This window comes from Escherichia sp. MOD1-EC6098 (assembly GCF_002965865.1).
Lineage (GTDB): Bacteria > Pseudomonadota > Gammaproteobacteria > Enterobacterales > Enterobacteriaceae > Escherichia > Escherichia marmotae.
In genome coordinates, this window is the sequence record NZ_PTSN01000015.1 from 72,981 (window position 1) to 93,998 (window position 21,018).

The following is a 21,018-nucleotide window of genomic DNA, read 5'->3' on the forward strand; positions in this document are numbered from 1 at the left end:
AAGGAGTAAAGGATGAGTATGACCTGGGCAAGGATGACCGCCGATGAAGCGGCGGAAATTATCCGACACAACGATATGGTGGCATTCAGCGGCTTTACCCCTGCGGGTTCACCTAAAGCCCTGCCTGCTGCTATTGCCCGTCGTGCCAATGAACAGCATGAGGCGAAAAAACCGTACCAAATTCGCCTGCTAACCGGAGCGTCAATTAGCGCCGCCGCCGATGATGTACTCTCTGAAGCTGACGCTGTTTCGTGGCGCGCTCCGTATCAAACATCATCTGGATTACGCAAAAAGATCAATCAGGGTGCGGTCAGTTTTGTTGATCTACATTTGAGCGAAGTAGCGCAAATGGTCAACTACGGCTTCTTCGGTGACATTGATGTTGCGGTAATTGAAGCTTCAGAGATCGCACCGGATGGACGTGTCTGGTTGACCAGTGGGATCGGTAACGCGCCGACCTGGTTACTGCAGGCAAAGAAAGTGATCATTGAACTCAATCACTATCACGATCCGCGCGTTGCGGAACTGGCAGATATTGTGATTCCAGGAGCACCACCGCGGCGCAATAGCGTTTCGATCTTCCATGCAATGGATCGCGTCGGTACTCGTTATGTGCACATTGATCCGAAAAAGATTGTTGCGGTCGTGGAAACCAACTTACCTGATGCAGGTAATATCCTGGATAAGCAAAATCCCATGTGCCAGCAAATCGCTGACAATGTAGTCACCTTTCTGTTACGTGAAATGGCACAGGGGCGTATTCCACCGGAGTTTTTGCCATTGCAAAGTGGGGTTGGCAACATCAATAATGCGGTAATGGCACGTCTCGGAGATAACCCGGATATTCCACCGTTTATGATGTATTCGGAAGTGCTACAGGAATCGGTGGTTCATCTTCTGGAAACCGGCAAAATCACCGGTGCCAGCGCCTCCAGTCTGACAATCTCTGCCGATTCACTGCGTAAGATTTACGACAATATGGACTACTTCTCCAGCCGCATTGTGTTACGTCCGCAGGAGATTTCCAATAACCCGGAAATTATCCGCCGCCTTGGTGTTATCGCTCTGAACGTGGGTCTGGAGTTTGATATTTACGGACATGCCAACTCAACGCATGTTGCCGGAGTTAATTTGATGAACGGTATCGGCGGCAGCGGCGATTTTGAACGCAATGCTTACCTGTCGATCTTTATGGCACCGTCGATCACCAAAGAAGGCAAGATATCAACTATCGTGCCAATGTGTAGCCATGTCGATCACAGCGAACACAGCGTGAAAGTGATCATCACTGAACAAGGGATTGCCGACCTGCGCGGCCTCTCCCCACTTCAGCGCGCACGCGCTATCATCGATAACTGTGCCCATCCCATGTACCGTGACTATCTGCATCACTATCTGGAAAATGCACCTGGTGGGCATATTCACCACGATCTTAGCCACGTTTTCGATCTGCATCGTAACTTGATCGAAACTGGCTCGATGCTGAGTTAATTGCTCGTACCGTCACGATCTTCAGAAATTTGCTGTAGCATCGTGGCGGTATAGCGATGGTTTTTCAGTGAATAGAGGTATTCCTGCATATACATTGGCGTATGCGGCGCATCAAAATATTTCAGCGTTGCCGGGTTCACCAGCCGCCAGGCAAAATGTGGAATGACTGTCAGGAAATGTCCGCGCTCAACGGCGCTTATTTTGGCCATAAAACTGTAGGGACGATAAATGATTGTTGGATTAATCCCACAAGGACGCATGTTCGCATCAATCATCGCTTCATAGTTAGCGCGGTTCTGAAAGCGCATCTGTAACCACGGCAGCTCCTGTAATAACTCCTGCTCCTGGCGTTCTTCAAAACGGCGAGAAACGAGAAACCCCAGTCGCAGCGGCGAAAGTTCGCTGATAGTCAGGCTCTCCAACCCCTTTACACGCCCGGAGACATGCTGCGGAGAGATAATAAAATCAAACTGGTGGTGGAAGAGATTATCAATAACCCCATTTTCGCTAAACTCAACCGGCTGGGCTGTCACCCCTTCATATTTATCACCAAGGCTGATTAGCTGATCAAAAATAATCGTCAGATAGGTATTATCTATACCAATTACAATTTCACGAGAACGACGCCCGGAATTATGAATTTCATTATCAATAGCAGAAATTCGTTGGTAAACCGGAAAAAGTTTTTGATAAAGTTCCTGTCCAGCTTTATTAAGACTAATATTGTTATCTTTACGGGTAAACAATGTATAACCAATTTGCTCCTCCAGCGCGGCAATACTTTTGCCGAACGGCGACGCCGTCATATGTATTTTTTCTGCTGCCCGGGCAATATTATTAGTTTGCGCTAATAAAATAAAATTGCGCATCTTTTTTGAAATAAAAATATCCATACCCTCTCCCCAAACATCACTGTCCGCTTAACCGTTTCAGTTATTCAATCTTTGATGAAATCGCGTGCAAAGATAGGTGATTGCATCATGGTTTTACAGAAAATTACAGAAAAAGGAGGCGATATCAGGTGAAGACATTAGCCCGACAAAGGCGTCGGGCTAAAAGTATTATTGTGCGGTAGGTGTTTTTGCAGGTTGCTGATCAACAGGTTCTAACTGGAAGACCACATCAACCTGATCATCAAACTGAATAGCAGCCTGCTCGTAAGTTTCCTGAGTGGAAACCGGCGCGGCATCAGCTTTCATCATTCGAACCATCGGGCTGGGCTGATAGTTGGAAACATGGTAGCGCACGCTATATACCGGACCCAACTTGCGATTAAAGCCGTTCGCCAGCTCCTGTGCCTGATGAATCGCATTATCAATCGCCGCCTTACGCGCTTTATCTTTATAGGCATCAGGTTGCGCCACACCCAAGGAAACAGAACGAATTTCGTTAAGCCCGGCCTTCAGCGCGCCATCCAGCAAAGAATTCAGTTTGTCTAACTGACGAAGCGTTACTTCCACCGTTCTCACCGCCCGGTAGCCTTTCAGAATACTTTTACCATCCTGGTAATCGTAATCAGGCTGGGTGCGTAAATTTGCAGAGCTGATATCTTTTTTCGCGATCTGATTGAGTTCAAGGAAAGAGATATATTGCGCCACACGCTCATCCGCCTGCTTCTTGGCGGTCGCGGCATCCTTCGCTGCCACGTTGACTTCAATCGCAAGGGTGGCAATGTCTGGCACCGCATCCACGCTTGCTGTTCCTGAAGTGACAATATGCGGACCATCCGGTAGTTCATTGGCCTGTACTGCCATTCCGCTGAAACCCATCAATGCCGCCAGGGCGATAACTTTGAACTTCACGTTAGTCTCTCCGTGTTAATTGACTTGCCCAAAATTCAGGACCTCTGGAGGCAAGCTTAGCGTCTCTGTTTTAATTTTCCATCAGATAGCACCTAACTGAACAAGGCTTGTGCATGGGCAATCCCCTCTTTCGCCAGTTGTAGAGCGATAAACCACATCACGCAGCCCACCACGAAATTGATAATGCGCTGCGCTTTGGCGGTACGCAAACGCGGTGCCAGCCAGGCGGCTAATAACGCCAGGCCAAAAAACCACAGGAAAGAGGCGCTAATCGTCCCGAATGCAAACCAACGTTTTGGGTCAGGATCAAGTTGACCGCCCAGGCTGCCCAGTACCACAAAGGTATCCAGATAGACATGCGGATTCAGCCAGGTCACCGCCAGCATGGTGGCGATAATTTTCCATCGCCCCTGTTTCATCACTTCGGCACTCGCCAGTTCAATATTACTGCCCATCGCAGTTTTAAAAGCGCCAAAGCCATACCACAACAAAAAGGCAACACCACCCCAGGTCACTAATGCCAATAACCACGGAGACTGCATCAGTAACGCGCTACCGCCAAAAATCCCGGCGCAAATCAGGACTAAATCGCTGATTGCACAAAGTAAGGCAATCATTATGTGGTACTGACGGCGAATGCCCTGATTCATCACAAAAGCATTTTGCGGACCGAGCGGCAGGATCATAGCCGCACCAAGCGCAAGACCTTGAAAATAATAAGAAAACACGTTAAAAATTCCGAGTTAATTACCTGATGCAGAGACTATAGCGCGGGATTGTTATTAGATAAAATTGATAATTCTAATAGCATAGAAATAATTTTAATATTAATTTAAATAATTCTACTCGGTGACTGATTTTAGAATAACAATCTCAACATTCCCCATGGCGTAAACGACGTTATGGCTCGCTTCCCTGCTCGCGTTGTAAAGGACTAACACAATGCAATCATATGATCTCACTCTGCTCCCCTACCCTATTCGCGAAAATATGCCGCGACAACAAGGTTGGTGCTTTGGACTACCACCAGGCATAACACCCGAACAGTGGCCGCTGGATCCAAATAATGGTTTCCCATTGAATCATGGATTTACCCTACTATTGCCAGAGGACTATCGGATTTATGGACCAGAGGTTGCCGCGTTATCTTTCTTTGCAGTTGCGCCAGAACACAACGATGGCGGAACTCCGTGTACAGAAGAAATATTAGATGTGTTTGAAAATTTTGAATCCTGCACGCCCCCAGAAGATCCAAATCTTTATGTTTTTTGGCTGGCAGAAAAGCAACGACATCCACGGCTATTTCGGATGGCAGATATATTAGGTTGTTCTTATGCGGTAATTTTACTAACCCAGTACGAGTTCAACGGCCCATTTTGCGAGCCACCTGAACTTATACCTGACCACTATCGCGACCAGCAAGATACGCCAGAATGGATGACTATTGGCAGTGCATTTAGTTATTTTCAGGCTAACGTCAGACCAAAAGATACGCCTGAAAGCAATTTTATTTACCGTAAATTGGGCACCATTCCTGAGCAGTCGCTGGCGTTCAATCTGGCGATTTCATGCGAGCCGCGCGCTTTTGATCCTAATGCGGGAATTAGCCCCTCAGAAAGAAATGATACGGAATATCAGTCCATTCATTATTTTTCTAAAGATGCAGAGGGAAAGAGCAAATGTGAACCTCTCCAGTGGCATAGCGCACATCTGCCCGATCATCTCGGTGGTTCGATGGCGCTCGTGCAGCCTATACCAGACGGAATGTCGCCTTATTATATTGAGTTTGAAGAGTATTTCGACGGGTATAATTTTGGCACAGGTAATGCCTGGCTGGACTTTAAAAATATGAAGTTTGATTTTAGTTGTTAAAGTTCACTGCTTTTAATATTAACGACGACCAACAAAATTACAGAAGGAACTGATATGACATTCAAACACTTTTTATTTTCTCTGATATCAGGGTTACTTCTGGTATCTTTCCCCAACATTGCTGCTGAAAAAATACTTCGCTATACCGATCATGAACCTTATGGTGGAATGCGTACACAACTCATTAAAGAGGTATTATTTGCAGAAATTGGAAAAGAGTCACAAGGACGTTTGAAAATTGAACCTCACTGGAACGGTGAAATCGCCATCAGCTATGACGCACTGGCGACGATAAGTGATGGCAGCAAAGCTGATATGGGTATAGTGGTGCCAGAATACACAGCGAAACAATTACCGCTTCATCAAATATTCAAGAGCTTTGCTATTGGCCCGGAGCATGGAGCCAGTCAGGTAGAATTCTTTCGTCGCGTATATGCAGAAATTCCCGAACTTAACGCTGAAATTGAGCGTAACAATGTCGTGAACTTACAATTTTTACTTGGCTATCCGGTAGGCTTTTTTTCTACCAAACCCATTATGAAATTAACCGCTCTTCAGGGAACTTCCTGGCGAACAGCCAGTTTCTGGCATCGGGCTTATTTAGTTAATACAGGAGCAAAAACCGTAACCTTACCGTGGAATGAGCAAATTACGACAGCACTCCGCGACGGGAAACTCGATGGCTTAATGGTCAATCTCGATAGCGGGTATGACATCCATGCTGAACGTGCTGCGCCGAATGTGTTGCTCTCTCCTTCGCTCTGGCTCGGCCATGTTTATCTTTTGACGATGAATAAACACACCTGGGAAAGCCTCAGTACTCAAGATCGCGAGGCGATTCAGCGAGCTGCTATTACAACCCAGAAGGCGCTGGGCCAGGCATTAGATAACAATCTGATCAACATGGTAAAAACGCTTGAACAGGAAGGCACACATGTTCGCTATCTGACAAAAGCAGAACTGGAGGCCTGGCGGAAAGCGATTGGTTATCAGCAAGAACAAGCTCAGTGGGTAGCAAAGCAGAAAGCTGAAGGTATAGACAATGCCAGGGAAGTGATGCAAAAAGTTGCCAATCTTCTTGATAGAACAATCCATTGAATTGTTAGTGCGCCCATGAATCTTATGGGCGCTTTACATGATTAACGCGTTACCGCATCGCTCTCTTTATTCTCTTTCACCCGCTTGAAGTTCACATCCATTTGCGGATATGGGAAGCTGATACCAGCAGCATCAAACTCGCGTTTAATACGTTCCAGCACGTCCCAGTACACGTTTTGCAGATCACCGCTGTTGCTCCAGGCACGAACGATAAAATTAACCGAGGATGCGCCAAGTTCATGCAGGCGCACGGTAATTTCACGATCTTTTAAAATACGATCTTCGGACTGAATAATATCAGTCAGGATCTGCTTAACCTGATCGATATCAGAATCATACGCCACGCCAATGATAAATTCGTTACGGCGCGCCGGCTCGCGAGAGAAGTTAATAATATTACCGGCAATAATTTTACCGTTCGGAATAACGATAATTTTACCGTCTGCGGTGCGCATAGTCGTAGAGAAAATCTGCACGCTCTGCACAGTACCGGCAACACCGCCGAGGTCAACATATTCACCGGCACGGAACGGGCGGAACATTACCAGCAACACGCCAGCGGCCAGGTTAGACAGCGAACCCTGCAACGCCAAACCTACAGCTAAACCTGCGGCACCCAGTACGGCGATAACCGATGCGGTTTGTACGCCCACGCGACCCAGTGCAGCAATTAGCGTAAAGGCAATAACTGCGTAACGGACTAATGCAGAAAGAAAATCAGCAACGGTGGCATCAATTTTACGGGAGATCATCAGGCGATTCACCGCATTGGAAATCATCCGCGCGACAATCAAACCAATGATGATAATCGCGAGAGCCGCCACGATGTTTACAGCATAACTCAGCAACAGCGCCTGATTATTCACCAACCAGGAACCTGCACCGTGTATGCTATCGACAACATTCAAATCTTCCATTCAATATTCCTTTTCAACTGACTCAAAATGGAGAAATACACTCCGCCGCCTTATGACGGGCAGTCTGACAAGGGTAAACAATAAAGTATAATTTTGCCAAATAGATCACAAATTTCTTAAGTACATCACCTTGCTTTTGGCGAAAAAAAGCCCCGCAGAGTGGGGCTCAGACATATGACAATGTGCGCTTTGTCATGCCGGATGCGGCGTGAACGCCTTACCCGGCCAACAAAAACCTGCAAATTCAATATATTGCAGGATGCGTGTAGGCCTGATAAGCGTAGCGCATCAGGCAATTTTGCTTTTGGCGAAAAAAAGACCCGCAGAGCGGGCCTTGAGATAAGCAGAAAGGAATATCTTACAGAACGTCGATTGCGTTCAGTTCCTGGAATGCTTTTTCCAGACGAGCGATCATCGAAGTCTGACCAGCACGCAGCCATACGCGCGGATCGTAGTATTTCTTGTTCGGCTGATCTTCGCCTTTCGGGTTGCCCAATTGACCCTGCAGGTAAGCTTCGTTTTCTTTGTAGTAGTTCAGAACACCTTCCCAGGTTGCCCATTGGGTATCGGTATCGATGTTCATTTTCACTACGCCGTAGCTTACGGAGTCTTTGATTTCCTGAGCAGTAGAACCGGAACCGCCGTGGAATACGAAGTTCAGGCTGTTGTGCGGCAGGTTGTGTTTCTTAGAAACATATTCCTGAGAATCACGCAGGATAGTCGGGGTCAGAACCACGTTACCCGGCTTGTAAACGCCGTGTACGTTACCGAAGGAAGCCGCGATGGTGAAACGCGGGCTGATTTTGCTCAGCTCGGTGTATGCGTAATCAACGTCTTCCGGCTGGGTGTACAGTGCAGAAGCGTCCATGTGGCTGTTGTCCACACCGTCTTCTTCACCACCAGTGCAACCCAGTTCGATTTCCAGAGTCATACCGATTTTGGACATGCGCTCCAGGTATTTAGAGCAGATTTCGATGTTCTCTTGCAGAGATTCTTCAGACAGGTCGATCATATGAGAAGAGAACAGCGGCTTACCGGTAGCTGCGAAGTGTTTTTCACCTGCGTCCAGCAGACCGTCAATCCACGGCAGCAGTTTCTTCGCGCAGTGGTCAGTGTGCAGGATTACAGGAACACCGTAGTGTTCAGCCATCTGGTGTACGTGATGCGCACCAGAGATAGCGCCCAGGATTGCAGCCCCCTGCGGAACATCAGATTTCACGCCTTTACCAGCGATAAAGGAAGCACCGCCGTTGGAGAACTGAACGATAACCGGCGCTTTAACTTTAGCAGCGGTTTCCAGTACGGCGTTGATGGAGTCAGTACCGACGCAGTTTACTGCTGGCAGTGCGAAGTTATTTTCTTTTGCTACCTGGAAAACTTTCTGTACGTCATCACCAGTGATTACGCCAGGTTTTACGAAATCAAAAATCTTAGACATGTTTCTTTGTCCTGTATCGTCGGGCTTGAGAAAAAGTGCGTGCTACATGAGCGCGCTGAAACAAGGGCAGGTTTCCCTGCCCTGTGATTTTTTACTTCTTAGCGCGCTCTTCGAGCATCGCTACTGCAGGCAGTACTTTACCTTCTACGAATTCAAGGAATGCGCCGCCACCAGTGGAGATGTAGGAGATTTTGTCAGCAATGCCGAACAGGTCGATTGCTGCCAGAGTGTCGCCGCCGCCAGCGATGGAGAACGCTTCGCTATCTGCGATAGCGTTAGCCACGATTTCAGTACCTTTGCGGAAGTTCGGGAATTCGAACACGCCAACCGGGCCGTTCCACAGAATAGTTTTCGCATTCTTCAGGATTTCAGCCAGTTCCTGTGCGGAAGCATCACCGATATCCAGGATCTGCTCGTCAGCTTTCACGTCGTTAACAGATTTCAGGGTAGCCGGAGCAGTTTCAGAGAACTCAGTTGCTACGCGAACATCAGACGGAACCGGGATGTTGCAGGTGGTCAGCAGACGTTTTGCTTCGTCAACCAGGTCTGCTTCGTACAGAGATTTACCTACATCGTGGCCTTGTGCCGCGATAAAGGTGTTTGCGATACCACCACCAACGATCAACTGGTCAGCGATTTTAGACAGGGAATCCAGAACGGTCAGTTTGGTAGAAACTTTAGAACCACCAACGATAGCCACCATCGGACGAGCAGGTTCTTTCAGTGCTTTACCCAGCGCGTCAAGTTCAGCCGCCAGCAGCGGGCCTGCGCACGCAACGTCAGCAAATTTACCGATACCATGAGTAGAAGCCTGCGCGCGGTGAGCAGTACCGAATGCGTCCATTACGAATACGTCACACAGTGCAGCATATTTTTTGGACAGGGTTTCGTCGTCTTTCTTCTCGCCTTTGTTGAAGCGAACGTTTTCCAGAACAACCAGTTCACCTTCAGCAACGTCAACGCCGTCGAGGTAATCTTTAACCAGACGAACCGGGTTAGACAGTTTGTCTTTCAGGTAGTTAACAACCGGCAGCAGAGAGAATTCTTCGTTGTACTCGCCTTCGGTAGGACGACCCAGGTGGGAAGTTACCATCACTTTCGCGCCTTGTTTCAGGGCCAGTTCAATGGTCGGCAGAGAAGCACGGATACGTGCGTCGCTGGTTACTTTCCCGTCTTTTACTGGTACGTTCAGATCCGCACGGATAAATACACGTTTCCCAGCAAGATCCAGATCGGTCATCTTAATTACAGACATGGTGAATCCTCTCGTTGATTCTAAAAGTTTTGCAGACGCTGCTTGCGTCTTACCTGAAAGCAACAGCGGCCATCGCTAACGTCGTGTCGATCATTCGGTTAGCAAAGCCCCATTCGTTATCGCACCAGACCAACGTTTTGATCAGGTGTGCGCCACTGACCCGGGTTTGGGTGCCATCGACAATGGCACTGTGCGGGTCGTGGTTAAAATCTACAGAGACCAACGGCAATTCCGTATAGTCAACTATACCATGAAATGCACCTTGTGCTGCCTTTTGCAACAACTGGTTGACTTCATTGGCTTTTACAGGTTTCTTCACCGTCACGCTCAGGTCGATTGCCGTCACATTAATGGTTGGCACACGTACCGCAATCGCTTCAAAGCGATCGTTAAACTGCGGGAAAAAACGCGTGATACCGGCGGCCAGTTTAGTATCGACCGGGATGATCGACTGACTGGCGGCCCGAGTGCGGCGCAGGTCGGGATGGTACGCATCAATAACCTGCTGATCGTGCATGGTGGAGTGAATTGTGGTCACAGTGCCGGACTCAATGCCGTACGCATCATCTAACAATTTGATGACGGGAATTATGCAATTCGTGGTACAGGAAGCGTTAGAAACAATGCGGTGTTCCGCGCGAAGTTGATCCTGATTGACGCCATAAACAATAGTTGCGTCGAGATCGTTGCTGCCAGGATGTGAAAAGAGCACTTTTTGGGCCCCGGCGGCAATATGCGCTTCGCCATGCTCGCGGGTGCCATACACGCCGGTGCAATCGAGCACCACATCGACGCCAAGTTCACGCCAGGGGAGCGATTGCAGTGAACGTTCATGCAATACGCGGATGGCGTCATCACCAACAAAAAGTTGATCGCGTTCCTGACGCACTTCCCATGCAAAACGGCCATGACTGGTGTCATATTTCAACAAATGCGCCATGCCCGCAGCATCCGCCAGTTCGTTGATTGCCACCACGGTGATTTCCGCCCGGCGTCCGGATTCATACACAGCACGAACCACATTACGCCCGATGCGACCGAAGCCATTTATCGCTACGCGTACGGTCATAGGTCTCCTGCAAGGCTTTCTCAAAGCAAATTTGCCAGACAGAGTAGTCCAGCAAATCGTTCGGGAAAACCTTACCTGTCGCAAATTGCGACTGATTGGTTAATTGTCGAACATTTAATCGACTGAAACGCTTCAGCTAGGATAAGCGAAACGCGGAATAAAAGGAATGATTGTCCAGTCAAAGAAGACAATTATCTGACTTACGTCACGTTTTTGGCCATGGTATGCCAGGAATTATTCCACTTTGCAGAATCACGAATAAGCGTAGCAAAATCTTTTCGCTGTGCCGTCATAAACCCTGATTTATATCAGAATATGACTGATGTCGCGTCGATATCATCCGCAATACGTCCGAGTTTCGGAGTACTTCAATGATGACATTGCCCCACCTTTATTCTTCAACTGCGCGCTTTTACGCGCTGCGCCTGCTTCCCGATCAGGAAGTTTTCTCTCAATTACGCACCTTCGCGCGACAGCAACAACTTCACGCCGCGTGGATTGCGGGTTGTACCGGCAGTCTGACTGACGTCGCCTTACGCTATGCCGGGCAAGAAAACACCACTCATCTTCGCGGTAAGTTTGAAGTAATCGCACTGAACGGCACACTGGAACAGACAGGTGAACATCTTCATCTCTGCATTTCAGACCCACACGGCGCAATGCTCGGCGGTCATATGATGCCTGGCTGTACCGTGCGCACCACCCTTGAACTGGTGATCGGTAGCCTGGAAGAACTGGCATTCAGTCGCCAGCCTTGCGCGCTTTCTGGTTACGACGAGTTGCATATTTCCCCTGTTAAATAACACCCTTTAGAGAGGTTTTCTTATGGCGCGTCGCCACTTTTCCAGTCAGGCTTTGGTGCTGATCGTTATCTCTATCGCCATCAATATGATCGGCGGTCAACTGGCCAGCATAGTCAAATTGCCTATTTTTCTCGACTCCATCGGCACGCTTATTAGCGCGGTACTGCTTGGTCCAGTGATCGGTATGCTGACCGGCTTACTGACCAATTTACTCTGGGGGTTACTGACTGACCCGATCGCCGCCGCTTTTGCCCCCGTGGCGATGGTCATCGGTCTGGTCGCGGGTTGGCTGGCGCGAGCGGGTTGGTTCCGTACTCTGCCGAAAGTCATTGTCAGCGGGGTGATTATTACTCTTGCGGTGACAATTGTTGCCGTGCCGCTGCGTACAGCCTTGTTTGGCGGAGTAACCGGTAGCGGAGCGGATTTGTTCGTCGCCTGGATACATTCAATGGGGCAAAACCTGGTGGAATCAGTGGCGATTACGGTGATAGGCGCTAACCTGGTCGATAAAATTCTCACGGCGGTGATTGTCTGGCTTTTACTGCGACAACTACCGATTCGCACCACACGCCATTTTCCAATGATGGCCGCCGTGCGCTAAATGCATCCGTTTACCTCATTAACGTTGTGGGCGCTGGCTGCCTGCACCACGCTTATCCTGCCCGCGCAGAGCATTTTGCCGATCTATAGCGCGGCGACCTTTTTCTGCCTTATCGCGCTAAAGGCCACGCGGCGGCGGGCAAAATATGTCACCTGGCTGATGTTTTCGCTGGGCGTCGGTCTGTGGCTGGTGCACGGTGGCTGGCTGACAGAATGGATAAGTGACGCGCCACGCTCTCCAGAACGGTGGGCACATGCCATTACGCTCTGGTTGCGTATTCTGGCTATTGTCTCAACTTCACAGTTGTGGATGCAATTCGTCCCCGTGCAAGGTTTTATCCGCGCTTTGTTTGCTTCTCGCCTGCCGCCGGGCGTCGCTTATCTGTTTGCCGGGCCGTTATTGGTCGTTGAGCAGTTAAAACGACAATTAGCGATTATTTATGAAGCACAACGCGCTCGCGGCGTGCCGCTGGATGAAGGCTGGTATCAACGTTTACGTGCGATGCCCGCGTTAATTATTCCGCTAACTCATAATGCGCTTAACGATCTGGCGATCCGCGGCGCGGCGCTGGATATGCGGGCATTTCGACTCCACAACCGGCGCACTACGCTGTGGGCACCACCTGACAGTAACCTGGAAAAAGTGGCGCGTTACACCATGATCTTGCTGATGCTGGCAGAATTCGGAGCGTGGATATGGTTACGTTAGAACAGTTTCGCTATTGCCCGACACACTCAACAATTCCTCCGTTCTGTTATGACTTTTACTATGACGAACCAGGGATGATCGCCATCTTTGGGGACAACGGCAGTGGCAAAAGCACGCTGGCGCAACTGATGGCGGGGTGGTATCCCGACTTCTTGCCGGGTGACATAGCAGGTACGGGAATGCTCCTCGATACGCCCATTGGGCAACGCTCACTCAACGAACAATCTGCGACCATTCAACTCGTCCAGCAATCCCCCTACTTGCAGCTTTCTGGCTGTACCTTCAACGTGGAAGAAGAAGTCGCGTTTGGGCCAGAAAATCTGTGTCTTGCTGAAGCAGAGATTATGGCGCGTATTGACGCCGCTCTGACTCTGACCGGGTGCCAGCCATTGCGTCATCGCCATCCGGCAACACTCTCCGGCGGGGAAACCCAACGCGTGGTCATCGCTTGTGCTATCGCGATGCTACCTAAGATTTTAATTCTCGACGAAGCCTTTAGCCGACTGACGTCGCAGGCCAGCGAAATGCTGTTGCAGCGCTTACAACACTGGGCGTTGAAACGTGATTCGCTGATTATTCTTTTTGAACGCCATCAAACACCTTTCCTGAACTACTGCCAGCAAGCGTGGCAACTGCAAAACGGAGCACTCCAGCCATTATGTTAACGTTAAATCAGGTAACTTATCGCTGGCCTGACGCAGCAACGTATTGTCTTTGCAACATTTCTCTACAACTCAAAAAAGGTGAATGGCTGGCGCTGACCGGCGACAATGGCGCGGGAAAATCGACCCTGTTGCGTATCATGGCGGGTCTTCTACCCCCTTCGTCCGGCACGGTAATGTTGCAACATCTGGCGCTACATACACTCAAGAACCGCCAACGCGCGGCAAACATTGGTGTGCTGTTTCAGGAAGCGGAAAACCAGTTATTTCACAGTACCGTCGCGGAAGAGATCGCATTTGGTTTGAAACTGCAAAAATGCCCAACTGATGAAATTGCTCAACGCACCGACGCTGTCCTGCAATGCTGTCAGTTAACAGATGTTGCCAGCGCTCATCCGTTAGATCTGCATAGCGCCCAGCGACGGATGGTGGCCGTCGCCTGCCTGGAAGCTCTCGCCCCGCCGCTGTTATTACTTGACGAACCGAGCCGGGATTTTGATGCCCAATGGCTGGCAGTATTTGAAAGTTGGCTGGAAAAGTGCCGCCTTCGTGGCACGAGTGTGGTGGCAATCAGTCATGACGCCGCATTTACCCGGCGTCATTTTTCTCGCGTCATGCGACTGGAAGGTGGTGTAGTGAGGGAGGTCAATCTGCCAGACAGTATTCACCGTTAGGCGTCATCATTAAGGTCAAATTTGCAGGCCGACTCTGTTCCAGCACCCGACGAACATTCGGCCCGTCGGTACGTTCATAAAAAGCTTCAGCATCTGCCTGCGATAATCCCCCCGCCAACTTGCGCCCCACCAGTCGTTCCCGTAACACAGATGCGGGCGCGTTGATAAATATCGAGAAATCACAAAATTGCGCTAACGTGCGCCACTGCTCGTCATCCAGCAATAGCCAGTTTCCTTCGACGATGACCAGCGGCGCGGTAACGTGCAACGCATCTTCTACCGGATCATGTTTTTGTCGATCATACTGCGGCCACGTACAGTCGCCTTGCACGGCCTGACGCAGATTTTCCGCCAGTTTCGCCACGTCAAACGTTTGCGGCGCGCCTTTATAAGGGCGAAGCTGATGCTCATCCAGCCAGATGTTGTAATGGTGAAAACCATCCATCGGGAGCGTCTGAATAGCGGGTAATTCGGGATCTTGTTGTGCGAGATATTCCCAGAAGGTAGTTAAGGTAGATTTACCCGTCCCTGGTGGAGCACTCAGAAATACCACCGTACGCCGCTGCGGGTTTACCGCCTGTAAGGCCGCCAGCATACGCAGTAGCGGTTTATGTACATTTTCAATTTCATCATCAGAGTACTGCGCCTGTACCTTTAGTCCATTCACCGTCAGTTCGATTTTCACGGCGTTAATTCCTTTAAAGTTGTCGTTACTGCCAGCGTCAGCGCCGTTTTGACCATTCCGCTAAAACGCGCCTCTGACCAGACCGCGAAATCAGCGAACTTCATCGCTTTCAACGCATCATAGAGGGAAGTATTACGGGTTATGCTATTAACGTTGCTGATAAAATCCCAGGTAATGTCATCGACAAATCCGGGCGTTTCATTCTGCTCGTTCAGGTAATGCCAGAATTGAGAAAAGTGCGTAATATCGGCGTACAGCCATTTATCCATTTTCCCCAGCGCATAAATCAAACGCAGCGCAACATCAATATCGTCAAGCGGGCCGCTTTGGGCGAGCAACGGCTTCACTGCATATTCCACGATCTCTTCATCGTTATCGACAAACAGCGACGGCAGAAACTGGCGTATCCCCTGGAGCAAAATGGCATGCGCAGTTTTCATAAATGACAATAAATTGTCCTGTGCATCCAGTTGCTCAAGCACATCATCTTCTGTCAGCGTCGCCATTCGTCTTCCGATAGATCACCATCAATGCAGGGAGTCTATTATATTACACGTTTGGTCTGCGCCACCGATCAGTAATGTCTGCGTCCGCACCCCATTCGCCGTCTGTTGTATACCGTTCACCAGCTCTCCGCCCGTCACACCCGTGGCGCTAAAGAGGATATTTTTATCTCTCACCAGTTCGTCGAGCGAGTACACACGGTTGACCTCAACCCCCATTTCCTTGCAACGCTGGCGCTCCTGTTGTGCAATCTGCCGATTTTCCGTGTAATCACCTTTGGCCTGACAAAAATCAATAAGCTCTGCCTGCATATCTCCACCTAACGCTTTGACTGCACAGGCAGAAATAACGCCTTCTGGCGCACCACCGATGGTGTACATCACGTCGTAAGGATTATCCTGCCAGCAAGTCAGCACACTGGCAGCAACATCGCCATCCGGCAGGGCGAATACTTTCACGCCCAGTTGCGTCGCTTCTTCAATCGCGGCATGAAGACGGGGTTTATCCAGCGTAACCATGCGTAATCGATCCAATGGTTTGCCCAATGCTTTTGCCACATTGCGCAAGTTATCCGTCAGGGGCAAAGACAGATTAATCACTCCTGCAGCCAGTCGGTTAACGACCAGTTTTTTCATATACATATCGGGCGCGTGTAACAGGCTATCTCGTGGGGCGAAGGCCATTACCGCCAGGGCATTACTCTGCCCCATCGCCACCATCCGGGTGCCTTCAATCGGATCAACCGCGATATCGACTTCTGGCCCATCACCTTTACCAACCTCTTCGCCAATCCACAGCATCGGCGCATGGTCAATTTCCCCCTCACCGATAACCACTCTCCCACGAAAAGCGACGTCGTTTAATGCCTGACGCATCGCGGTAACCGCCAGGCCATCAATTTTATTTTTGTCGCCACATCCGGTTTGCGGCCAGGCAGCCAACGCGGCCTGTTCCGTAACGCGAAATAATGGCCACGCAAGGGACATCATTGCGCGGCCTCCCCGATATCAACGCCAAATTGTGCCAGCAGATATTTCTCGGCCTGTTCATTCCAGATGCCGTGCGTTTCCTCAACCCGTCGCGCCAACTCTTTAAACAGCGGATCTGTTTTCCCTTTTTCGGCAAAATCGGCAATGGCGGTCAGCGGCATGGTGACGCCGTTATAAATGAGTTTTTTGCCGCCGGGAATATCCGGCAAATTGAGTACGGTTTCTGGCACCGCATCCAGGCCACCGATATGGGTCACCATAAACGACGGCTGCAACTGCCCCGTGGCGCTAAGGGCAATCGCCTCTTTCATATCATCCGTAGAACCACCGGACGTCCCAACGACGTGAGTGCTGTTGTAATGCACGTTGTAAAAGTTAAACGGCACTTTGAAGTTTTTATCCGTTGGCCCGGCAAAGAAGTTCAGACAACCATCTTCCGCCAGCAATTCATCAGCCATCTCAACGACCGAAGGCACCGCCGCATAGACAAAAACATCATCGAACCCGACATCTCCTGTCAGCGACCGCAGCATCTGTACCGGATCGCTCATCCCTTTGGTATTCACGTATACCAGCTCAATCCCTTTGCTGGCCGCCATCTCCACCGGCAGCAGCTTCTGTACTTGTGCCAGCCGTTTTTCATCGATGTCGACCACTACCACCCGTGATGGTTGAATGCCGCCGTTAATGGCGTAATCGATAGCGCCAATTCCCATCGGGCCAGCACACGCCAGTAGCGCAATATTGCCGCCAGATTTGACGCCCATTCGATGCTCATAAACATATTGCGTAGTGTGATAATTAGCATGATAAGCGCCAATAATGCAGCACATCGGCTCCGCCAGCGACGCCGCAGCAAAATAAGAGCCGTGATACGGTAATACGCAGCCTAAATTAATCGCGATTTCAGGAATAATCATATAGGTGGCATTACCACCAAAATATTCGTAGCTGTATCCCGCAGAATATCCGCTGGGTAACCCCATCGCAGGCTGTAAAACAAATCGCTGACCTTTTTTATATTTGTCGGTAAGATTTTTACCCACTTCAACAATGACTCCGGCACATTCATGCCCGGTGATCGCCGGGTGATTTTCTAAATCGTCCGGCACCCGTTTATGTTCGCTACCAAGCAACGCCGCTTTCCAGGTGGATAAACAAACACTATCAGAAATTACACTGACCAGCAGTTCATTATCAGTAATTTCGGGTAACTCAAATTCACGCAGACGGATATCCCGCTTGCCATAAATAGCAGCAACTTTGGTTTTCATTTTTACCTCTGCAATCAGTTTTTATGTTCGGCGGTTAATTGATTAAATAAAGTGTCGAGTTTTGGATCGCCAATGTAGTTATTAATCAATATCAGCGGTTTATCCGTCACACGTTTCACTCGTCCTTCCAGACTGGCGTGAGTGACGACGATATCAGCATCCGAAGGCACGTTTTCTATGGCGTAATGTTTTACTTCAATGGTCAGTCCGGCTTTTTCCAGACGTTTGCGGAAGGTGGTTGCCCCCATTGCGCTGGAGCCCATTCCCGCATCACAAACAAAGGCAATACGTTCCACACGACTTAATGAAAATGCACCTTCCTGCTTCATAGCTTTTACCGCATTGGCTGACTCGGTGAACTCATCTTCGCTCTCCGTTTCCACCGTTTTTTCCATCTTCAGTATCAGGGATGTGATGACAAAGGACACCAGAGTACCGACCGTAACACCGGCAATTGTCGCCAGGAACGAGCCTTTCGGCGTCAGTGCCAGATAAGCAAAAATAGAACCCGGGCTAGGACCTGCCACCAGGCCGCCATCCAGCAAATTGAACATCCAGGTGCCAGACATACCGCCTGCAATCATGGCGATAATGGTCAACGGCTTCATCAATACATACGGAAAATACAGCTCGTGGATGCCACCGAGGAAGTGAATAATCATCGCACCAGGCGCAGAGCGTTTGCTCATCCCTTTACCAAACAGAGTGAATGCCAGCAGCAAGCCTAAACCCGGCCCAGGATTGGACGCCACCATAAAGAAGATAGATTTACCGTTAACCGATGCCTGCTGCATTCCCAACGGGTAATAGACGCCCTGATCGATCGCATTATTAAGGAAAAGCACTTTTGCCGGTTCATTGATGACTGACAGCAGAGGTAGATAACCCGCATGTACCAGCGCCTCAATACACTCTTTGACGAAAGTATTGGCAATTAACACTGCCGGACCGATGACTTCAAAGCCCAACAGGCAGAGGATCATCCCGGCAATACCTAATGAGAAGTTATTGATAACCATCTCAAAACCAGCAGGTATGCGTTTTTCCAGTGCTTTATCGACATATTTTATGACCAGACCACCTAACGGCCCCATGATCATCGAACCGAGAAACATCGGAATATCCGCACCGACGATCACACCAATCGTCCCTATTCCCCCCATGACCGCACCGCGTTTACCGCCGACCAGATGACCACCGGTAGAACCAATCATCACGGGCAATAAATAGGTAATCATGGGGCCAACAATTTTGGCGAAGTGTTCGTTAGGCATCCAACCCGTAGGAATAAATAAAGCAGTAATAAAACCCCAGGCAATGAAAGCACCGATATTGGGGATGACCATTGCAGTCAAAAAGCCACCAAAAGCCTGGACCTTTGCACGAGCAGACTTGTTTTCCATAATGTTATCCTGTAGAGGAGAGAGTAATTATCCGCGGCTGATAATGTCCGCTAATTGTTTTTTTGATGTTGCTGTTAATAGTTGTTCGAGTATTTCTTCTTCGCACAGTAATTCACTTAACGCCTGAATAGCACCAATGTGCGAATCAGCATCGGCAGCAGAAAGCCCGATGAGTAATTTGATCGGTTCATCACTTCCGGGGAAACAAACTGGCTGTTCGAGTAATGTCAGTGACATCCCGGTTTTAAGCGCCCCACATTCCGGTCGTGCATGGGGCATTGCTACGCCCGGCGCGAGAATATAATAAGGCCCGTTGCGGGTAGTTGAGTCTTTAATAGACTGAATGTAATTCTCGTTGATATAATTTTTTGCTAACAATGACGCCATCGAAAAATCGATAACATCCTGCCAGTCTTTTGCTGAAGATATAACTGAGATTGATGATTCCGGGAAATAATCAATAAGCCGCATAAATTATCCTTATTTTATTTTTAGGGTACTGTCCGGCGGTAAAAATAAAATACTCGTGCGACTTAATGAAAGCAATTGTGCACGTGAAAACACAAACTCCACGAGCTAAAATAGCAAAGCATTAAATAACAATGACATAAAAATAATTTTACGTAAGTCAACTATATATTTGCTGTGTATGTCACATAATAGATATTTTATACGTTATTACATTCGTGATGCATATCACCATTTATTTATTGAATGTTCGAAAACATACTTATTTCATTCGTTGGTTTTCCGCCATTCCCCCTTTATAGATTCTGAATTCTCGACTGTTGGCTGTTTTCTTCTCACCTCATGTGACATATTTCCACACTTCACTCAAGGAAGACTCACATGAAAGCACCTGTTTCAATAACCTCATTCCGCCCACAAAAATCGCTTGCCATCGCCATTGGCGTGCTTGCCGTTATTGTGCTGCCATTTCTGTCGTATTACACCGTGAATGAAGGTGAACGTGGTATTTTGTTGCGCTATGGAAAAATAGTAAAAGTTGCCGATCCGGGGCTGGGTTTTAAGATCCCGTTTATGGAAAGCGTAGAGAAAATTTCCACGCGTAATCAGGCTGTTGTCTATCAGGGATTACAGGCATACAGCCGCGACCAGCAACCCGCACAAATGACTGTGTCAGTCAGTTTCCATATTAAGCCTTCGGAAGCAGGCGCGGTTTATACCACCTACAACACCATTGAAGCATTAAAAGATCGCCTGATTGTTCGCCAGTTGCCAACCCAACTGGAGAACGTTTTCGGTCAATATACGGCCATCAGCGCTGTACAGGATCGCACGAAACTGGTTCAGGATCTGCAAAATGCAATGCGCAAAGCCGTTGTTGGTCCGGTGGTGATTGACGGGGTCCAGATTGAAAATATTGATTTTTCGGACGCTTATGAAAAATCAATTGAAGATCGTATGAAAGCGGAAGTCGCCATTGCCACACGGAAACAAAATCTGGAAACAGAGAAAATCCAGGCACAAATTGCGGTAACTCAGGCGCAGGCAGAAGCAGACAGTAAACTGGCGGCAGCCAAAGCAGAAGCAGAGACGATTCGCGTAAGAGGCGCGGCAGAAGCAGAAACTATTCGTTTAAAAAGTGGGGCTGAAGCAGAAGCTATCCGCCTGCGCGGTGAAGCTCTGCGAGATAACCCAGGGCTTGTTGCCCTTACCACTGCCGAACGCTGGGACGGAAAACTGCCCGATACCATGATCCCTGGCAGTACCGTTCCGTTTATCTCAACCAAATAAAAAAGAGCCGCATTT

22 protein-coding genes are annotated in these 21,018 nt (G+C 49.0%); 9 read left to right on the forward strand and 13 right to left on the reverse strand.

Annotation, left to right across the window (positions count from 1 at the left end; all coding sequences use genetic code 11):
• The first annotated feature begins 12 nt into the window (after positions 1-12).
• Positions 13-1,491, forward strand: coding sequence for a propionyl-CoA:succinate CoA transferase (gene scpC / locus C0K55_RS16145; RefSeq protein ID WP_105266682.1), 1,479 nt, complete (start codon positions 13-15; stop codon positions 1,489-1,491).
• On the opposite strand, the gene srsR is transcribed toward scpC, so the two are convergent.
• The 3 genes from srsR to argO all read right to left on the reverse strand — a co-directional run bounded on the left by srsR (position 1,488) and on the right by argO (position 4,021).
• Entirely contained in the window at positions 1,488-2,384 is an 897-nt protein-coding gene (gene srsR / locus C0K55_RS16150) for a LysR family transcriptional regulator SrsR (protein ID WP_105266681.1), read from the reverse strand. The genes scpC and srsR overlap by 4 nt on opposite strands.
• 168 nt (positions 2,385-2,552) lie before the next feature.
• A complete protein-coding gene (locus C0K55_RS16155) occupies positions 2,553-3,293 on the reverse strand; it encodes an oxidative stress defense protein (protein WP_000669823.1) in 741 nt (246 codons plus the stop codon).
• Between the two features lie 92 nt (positions 3,294-3,385).
• Positions 3,386-4,021 carry an arginine exporter ArgO gene (gene argO, locus C0K55_RS16160; RefSeq protein WP_000493344.1) on the reverse strand — a complete coding sequence of 212 codons (636 nt, stop codon included), beginning with the start codon at positions 4,019-4,021 and terminating at the stop codon, positions 3,386-3,388.
• Positions 4,022-4,235: 214 nt separating this feature from the next.
• On the opposite strand from argO, the gene C0K55_RS16165 reads away from it, so the two are divergent.
• Together C0K55_RS16165 and dctP are read left to right on the forward strand one after the other, a co-directional pair.
• Complete coding sequence (locus C0K55_RS16165; RefSeq protein ID WP_105266680.1) at positions 4,236-5,165, forward strand: hypothetical protein; 930 nt, start codon at positions 4,236-4,238, stop codon at positions 5,163-5,165.
• Between the two features lie 54 nt (positions 5,166-5,219).
• Positions 5,220-6,263 carry a TRAP transporter substrate-binding protein DctP gene (dctP, locus tag C0K55_RS16170; RefSeq protein WP_105266679.1) on the forward strand — a complete coding sequence of 348 codons (1,044 nt, stop codon included), beginning with the start codon at positions 5,220-5,222 and terminating at the stop codon, positions 6,261-6,263.
• 41 nt (positions 6,264-6,304) lie between these two features.
• Here the strand turns inward: dctP and mscS are convergent, their stop codons facing one another.
• The 4 genes from mscS to epd form a co-directional block, all read right to left on the reverse strand.
• The gene (gene mscS / locus C0K55_RS16175; protein WP_000389807.1) at positions 6,305-7,180 is read right to left on the reverse strand and encodes a small-conductance mechanosensitive channel MscS; all 876 of its coding nucleotides are present in this window, start codon (positions 7,178-7,180) and stop codon (positions 6,305-6,307) included.
• Positions 7,181-7,538: 358 nt separating this feature from the next.
• A complete protein-coding gene (fbaA, locus tag C0K55_RS16180) occupies positions 7,539-8,618 on the reverse strand; it encodes a class II fructose-bisphosphate aldolase (protein ID WP_000034375.1) in 1,080 nt (359 codons plus the stop codon).
• Positions 8,619-8,709: 91 nt separating this feature from the next.
• Entirely contained in the window at positions 8,710-9,873 is a 1,164-nt protein-coding gene (gene pgk / locus C0K55_RS16185; RefSeq protein WP_000111269.1) for a phosphoglycerate kinase, read from the reverse strand.
• 49 nt (positions 9,874-9,922) lie between these two features.
• A complete protein-coding gene (epd, locus tag C0K55_RS16190) occupies positions 9,923-10,942 on the reverse strand; it encodes an erythrose-4-phosphate dehydrogenase (protein WP_105266678.1) in 1,020 nt (339 codons plus the stop codon).
• A 371-nt stretch (positions 10,943-11,313) separates the two neighbouring features.
• Here epd and C0K55_RS16200 point away from each other — a divergent pair, with 371 nt between their 5' ends.
• Genes C0K55_RS16200 through C0K55_RS16220 form a run of 5 tightly spaced genes read left to right on the forward strand, consistent with a single transcriptional unit; the run spans position 11,314 to position 14,390 of the window.
• Positions 11,314-11,745, forward strand: a complete 432-nt coding sequence (locus C0K55_RS16200; RefSeq protein WP_000988684.1) for a PPC domain-containing DNA-binding protein — start codon at positions 11,314-11,316, stop codon at positions 11,743-11,745.
• A gap of 22 nt (positions 11,746-11,767) precedes the next feature.
• Positions 11,768-12,346 carry an ECF transporter S component gene (locus C0K55_RS16205; RefSeq protein WP_000113901.1) on the forward strand — a complete coding sequence of 193 codons (579 nt, stop codon included), beginning with the start codon at positions 11,768-11,770 and terminating at the stop codon, positions 12,344-12,346.
• Positions 12,347-13,054: an energy-coupling factor transporter transmembrane component T gene (locus tag C0K55_RS16210; RefSeq protein ID WP_061090720.1), complete on the forward strand. Its 708-nt coding sequence runs from the start codon at positions 12,347-12,349 to the stop codon at positions 13,052-13,054.
• A complete protein-coding gene (locus C0K55_RS16215) occupies positions 13,042-13,719 on the forward strand; it encodes an energy-coupling factor ABC transporter ATP-binding protein (protein WP_016262518.1) in 678 nt (225 codons plus the stop codon). Before C0K55_RS16210 ends, C0K55_RS16215 begins: the two co-directional genes overlap by 13 nt.
• On the forward strand, positions 13,713-14,390 hold the full coding sequence (locus C0K55_RS16220; RefSeq protein ID WP_061090721.1) for an ABC transporter ATP-binding protein: 678 nt from the start codon (positions 13,713-13,715) through the stop codon (positions 14,388-14,390). Before C0K55_RS16215 ends, C0K55_RS16220 begins: the two co-directional genes overlap by 7 nt.
• Here the strand turns inward: C0K55_RS16220 and C0K55_RS16225 are convergent.
• Genes C0K55_RS16225 through cmtB form a run of 6 tightly spaced genes read right to left on the reverse strand, consistent with a single transcriptional unit; the run spans position 14,362 to position 19,716 of the window.
• The gene (locus tag C0K55_RS16225) at positions 14,362-15,075 is read right to left on the reverse strand and encodes a nucleoside/nucleotide kinase family protein (protein WP_000687729.1); all 714 of its coding nucleotides are present in this window, start codon (positions 15,073-15,075) and stop codon (positions 14,362-14,364) included. The genes C0K55_RS16220 and C0K55_RS16225 overlap by 29 nt on opposite strands.
• On the reverse strand, positions 15,072-15,581 hold the full coding sequence (fumE, locus tag C0K55_RS16230; protein ID WP_001517047.1) for a fumarase E: 510 nt from the start codon (positions 15,579-15,581) through the stop codon (positions 15,072-15,074). Before fumE ends, C0K55_RS16225 begins: the two co-directional genes overlap by 4 nt.
• 21 nt (positions 15,582-15,602) lie before the next feature.
• Positions 15,603-16,568: a class II fructose-bisphosphatase gene (gene glpX / locus C0K55_RS16235; protein ID WP_016249178.1), complete on the reverse strand. Its 966-nt coding sequence runs from the start codon at positions 16,566-16,568 to the stop codon at positions 15,603-15,605.
• Positions 16,565-17,842 (reverse strand): zinc-binding dehydrogenase, encoded by a 1,278-nt coding sequence (locus C0K55_RS16240; RefSeq protein ID WP_016249179.1) that lies wholly within the window; start codon positions 17,840-17,842, stop codon positions 16,565-16,567. The genes glpX and C0K55_RS16240 overlap by 4 nt, the downstream gene beginning before the upstream one ends.
• 14 nt (positions 17,843-17,856) lie before the next feature.
• Positions 17,857-19,245: a PTS mannitol transporter subunit IICB gene (cmtA, locus tag C0K55_RS16245; protein WP_105266677.1), complete on the reverse strand. Its 1,389-nt coding sequence runs from the start codon at positions 19,243-19,245 to the stop codon at positions 17,857-17,859.
• Between the two features lie 27 nt (positions 19,246-19,272).
• Positions 19,273-19,716, reverse strand: a complete 444-nt coding sequence (cmtB, locus tag C0K55_RS16250; RefSeq protein ID WP_001236708.1) for a PTS mannitol transporter subunit IIA — start codon at positions 19,714-19,716, stop codon at positions 19,273-19,275.
• Between the two features lie 378 nt (positions 19,717-20,094).
• On the opposite strand from cmtB, the gene C0K55_RS16260 reads away from it, so the two are divergent.
• The gene (locus C0K55_RS16260) at positions 20,095-21,003 is read left to right on the forward strand and encodes a prohibitin family protein (protein ID WP_001517050.1); all 909 of its coding nucleotides are present in this window, start codon (positions 20,095-20,097) and stop codon (positions 21,001-21,003) included.
• The last annotated feature ends 15 nt before the right edge of the window (positions 21,004-21,018 follow it).

Coding starts and splice junctions, on each gene's coding strand:
- dctP (WP_105266679.1), top strand. CDS start 5,220: ATGACATTCAAACACTTTTTATTTTCTCTGATATCAGGGTTACTTCTG.
- srsR (WP_105266681.1), bottom strand. CDS start 2,384: ATGGATATTTTTATTTCAAAAAAGATGCGCAATTTTATTTTATTAGCG.
- C0K55_RS16200 (WP_000988684.1), top strand. CDS start 11,314: ATGATGACATTGCCCCACCTTTATTCTTCAACTGCGCGCTTTTACGCG.
- cmtB (WP_001236708.1), bottom strand. CDS start 19,716: ATGCGGCTTATTGATTATTTCCCGGAATCATCAATCTCAGTTATATCT.
- scpC (WP_105266682.1), top strand. CDS start 13: ATGAGTATGACCTGGGCAAGGATGACCGCCGATGAAGCGGCGGAAATT.
- mscS (WP_000389807.1), bottom strand. CDS start 7,180: ATGGAAGATTTGAATGTTGTCGATAGCATACACGGTGCAGGTTCCTGG.
- epd (WP_105266678.1), bottom strand. CDS start 10,942: ATGACCGTACGCGTAGCGATAAATGGCTTCGGTCGCATCGGGCGTAAT.
- cmtA (WP_105266677.1), bottom strand. CDS start 19,245: ATGGAAAACAAGTCTGCTCGTGCAAAGGTCCAGGCTTTTGGTGGCTTT.
- fumE (WP_001517047.1), bottom strand. CDS start 15,581: ATGGCGACGCTGACAGAAGATGATGTGCTTGAGCAACTGGATGCACAG.
- C0K55_RS16260 (WP_001517050.1), top strand. CDS start 20,095: ATGAAAGCACCTGTTTCAATAACCTCATTCCGCCCACAAAAATCGCTT.
- pgk (WP_000111269.1), bottom strand. CDS start 9,873: ATGTCTGTAATTAAGATGACCGATCTGGATCTTGCTGGGAAACGTGTA.
- C0K55_RS16220 (WP_061090721.1), top strand. CDS start 13,713: ATGTTAACGTTAAATCAGGTAACTTATCGCTGGCCTGACGCAGCAACG.
- C0K55_RS16240 (WP_016249179.1), bottom strand. CDS start 17,842: ATGAAAACCAAAGTTGCTGCTATTTATGGCAAGCGGGATATCCGTCTG.
- glpX (WP_016249178.1), bottom strand. CDS start 16,568: ATGATGTCCCTTGCGTGGCCATTATTTCGCGTTACGGAACAGGCCGCG.
- fbaA (WP_000034375.1), bottom strand. CDS start 8,618: ATGTCTAAGATTTTTGATTTCGTAAAACCTGGCGTAATCACTGGTGAT.
- C0K55_RS16210 (WP_061090720.1), top strand. CDS start 12,347: ATGCATCCGTTTACCTCATTAACGTTGTGGGCGCTGGCTGCCTGCACC.
- C0K55_RS16165 (WP_105266680.1), top strand. CDS start 4,236: ATGCAATCATATGATCTCACTCTGCTCCCCTACCCTATTCGCGAAAAT.
- C0K55_RS16215 (WP_016262518.1), top strand. CDS start 13,042: ATGGTTACGTTAGAACAGTTTCGCTATTGCCCGACACACTCAACAATT.
- C0K55_RS16205 (WP_000113901.1), top strand. CDS start 11,768: ATGGCGCGTCGCCACTTTTCCAGTCAGGCTTTGGTGCTGATCGTTATC.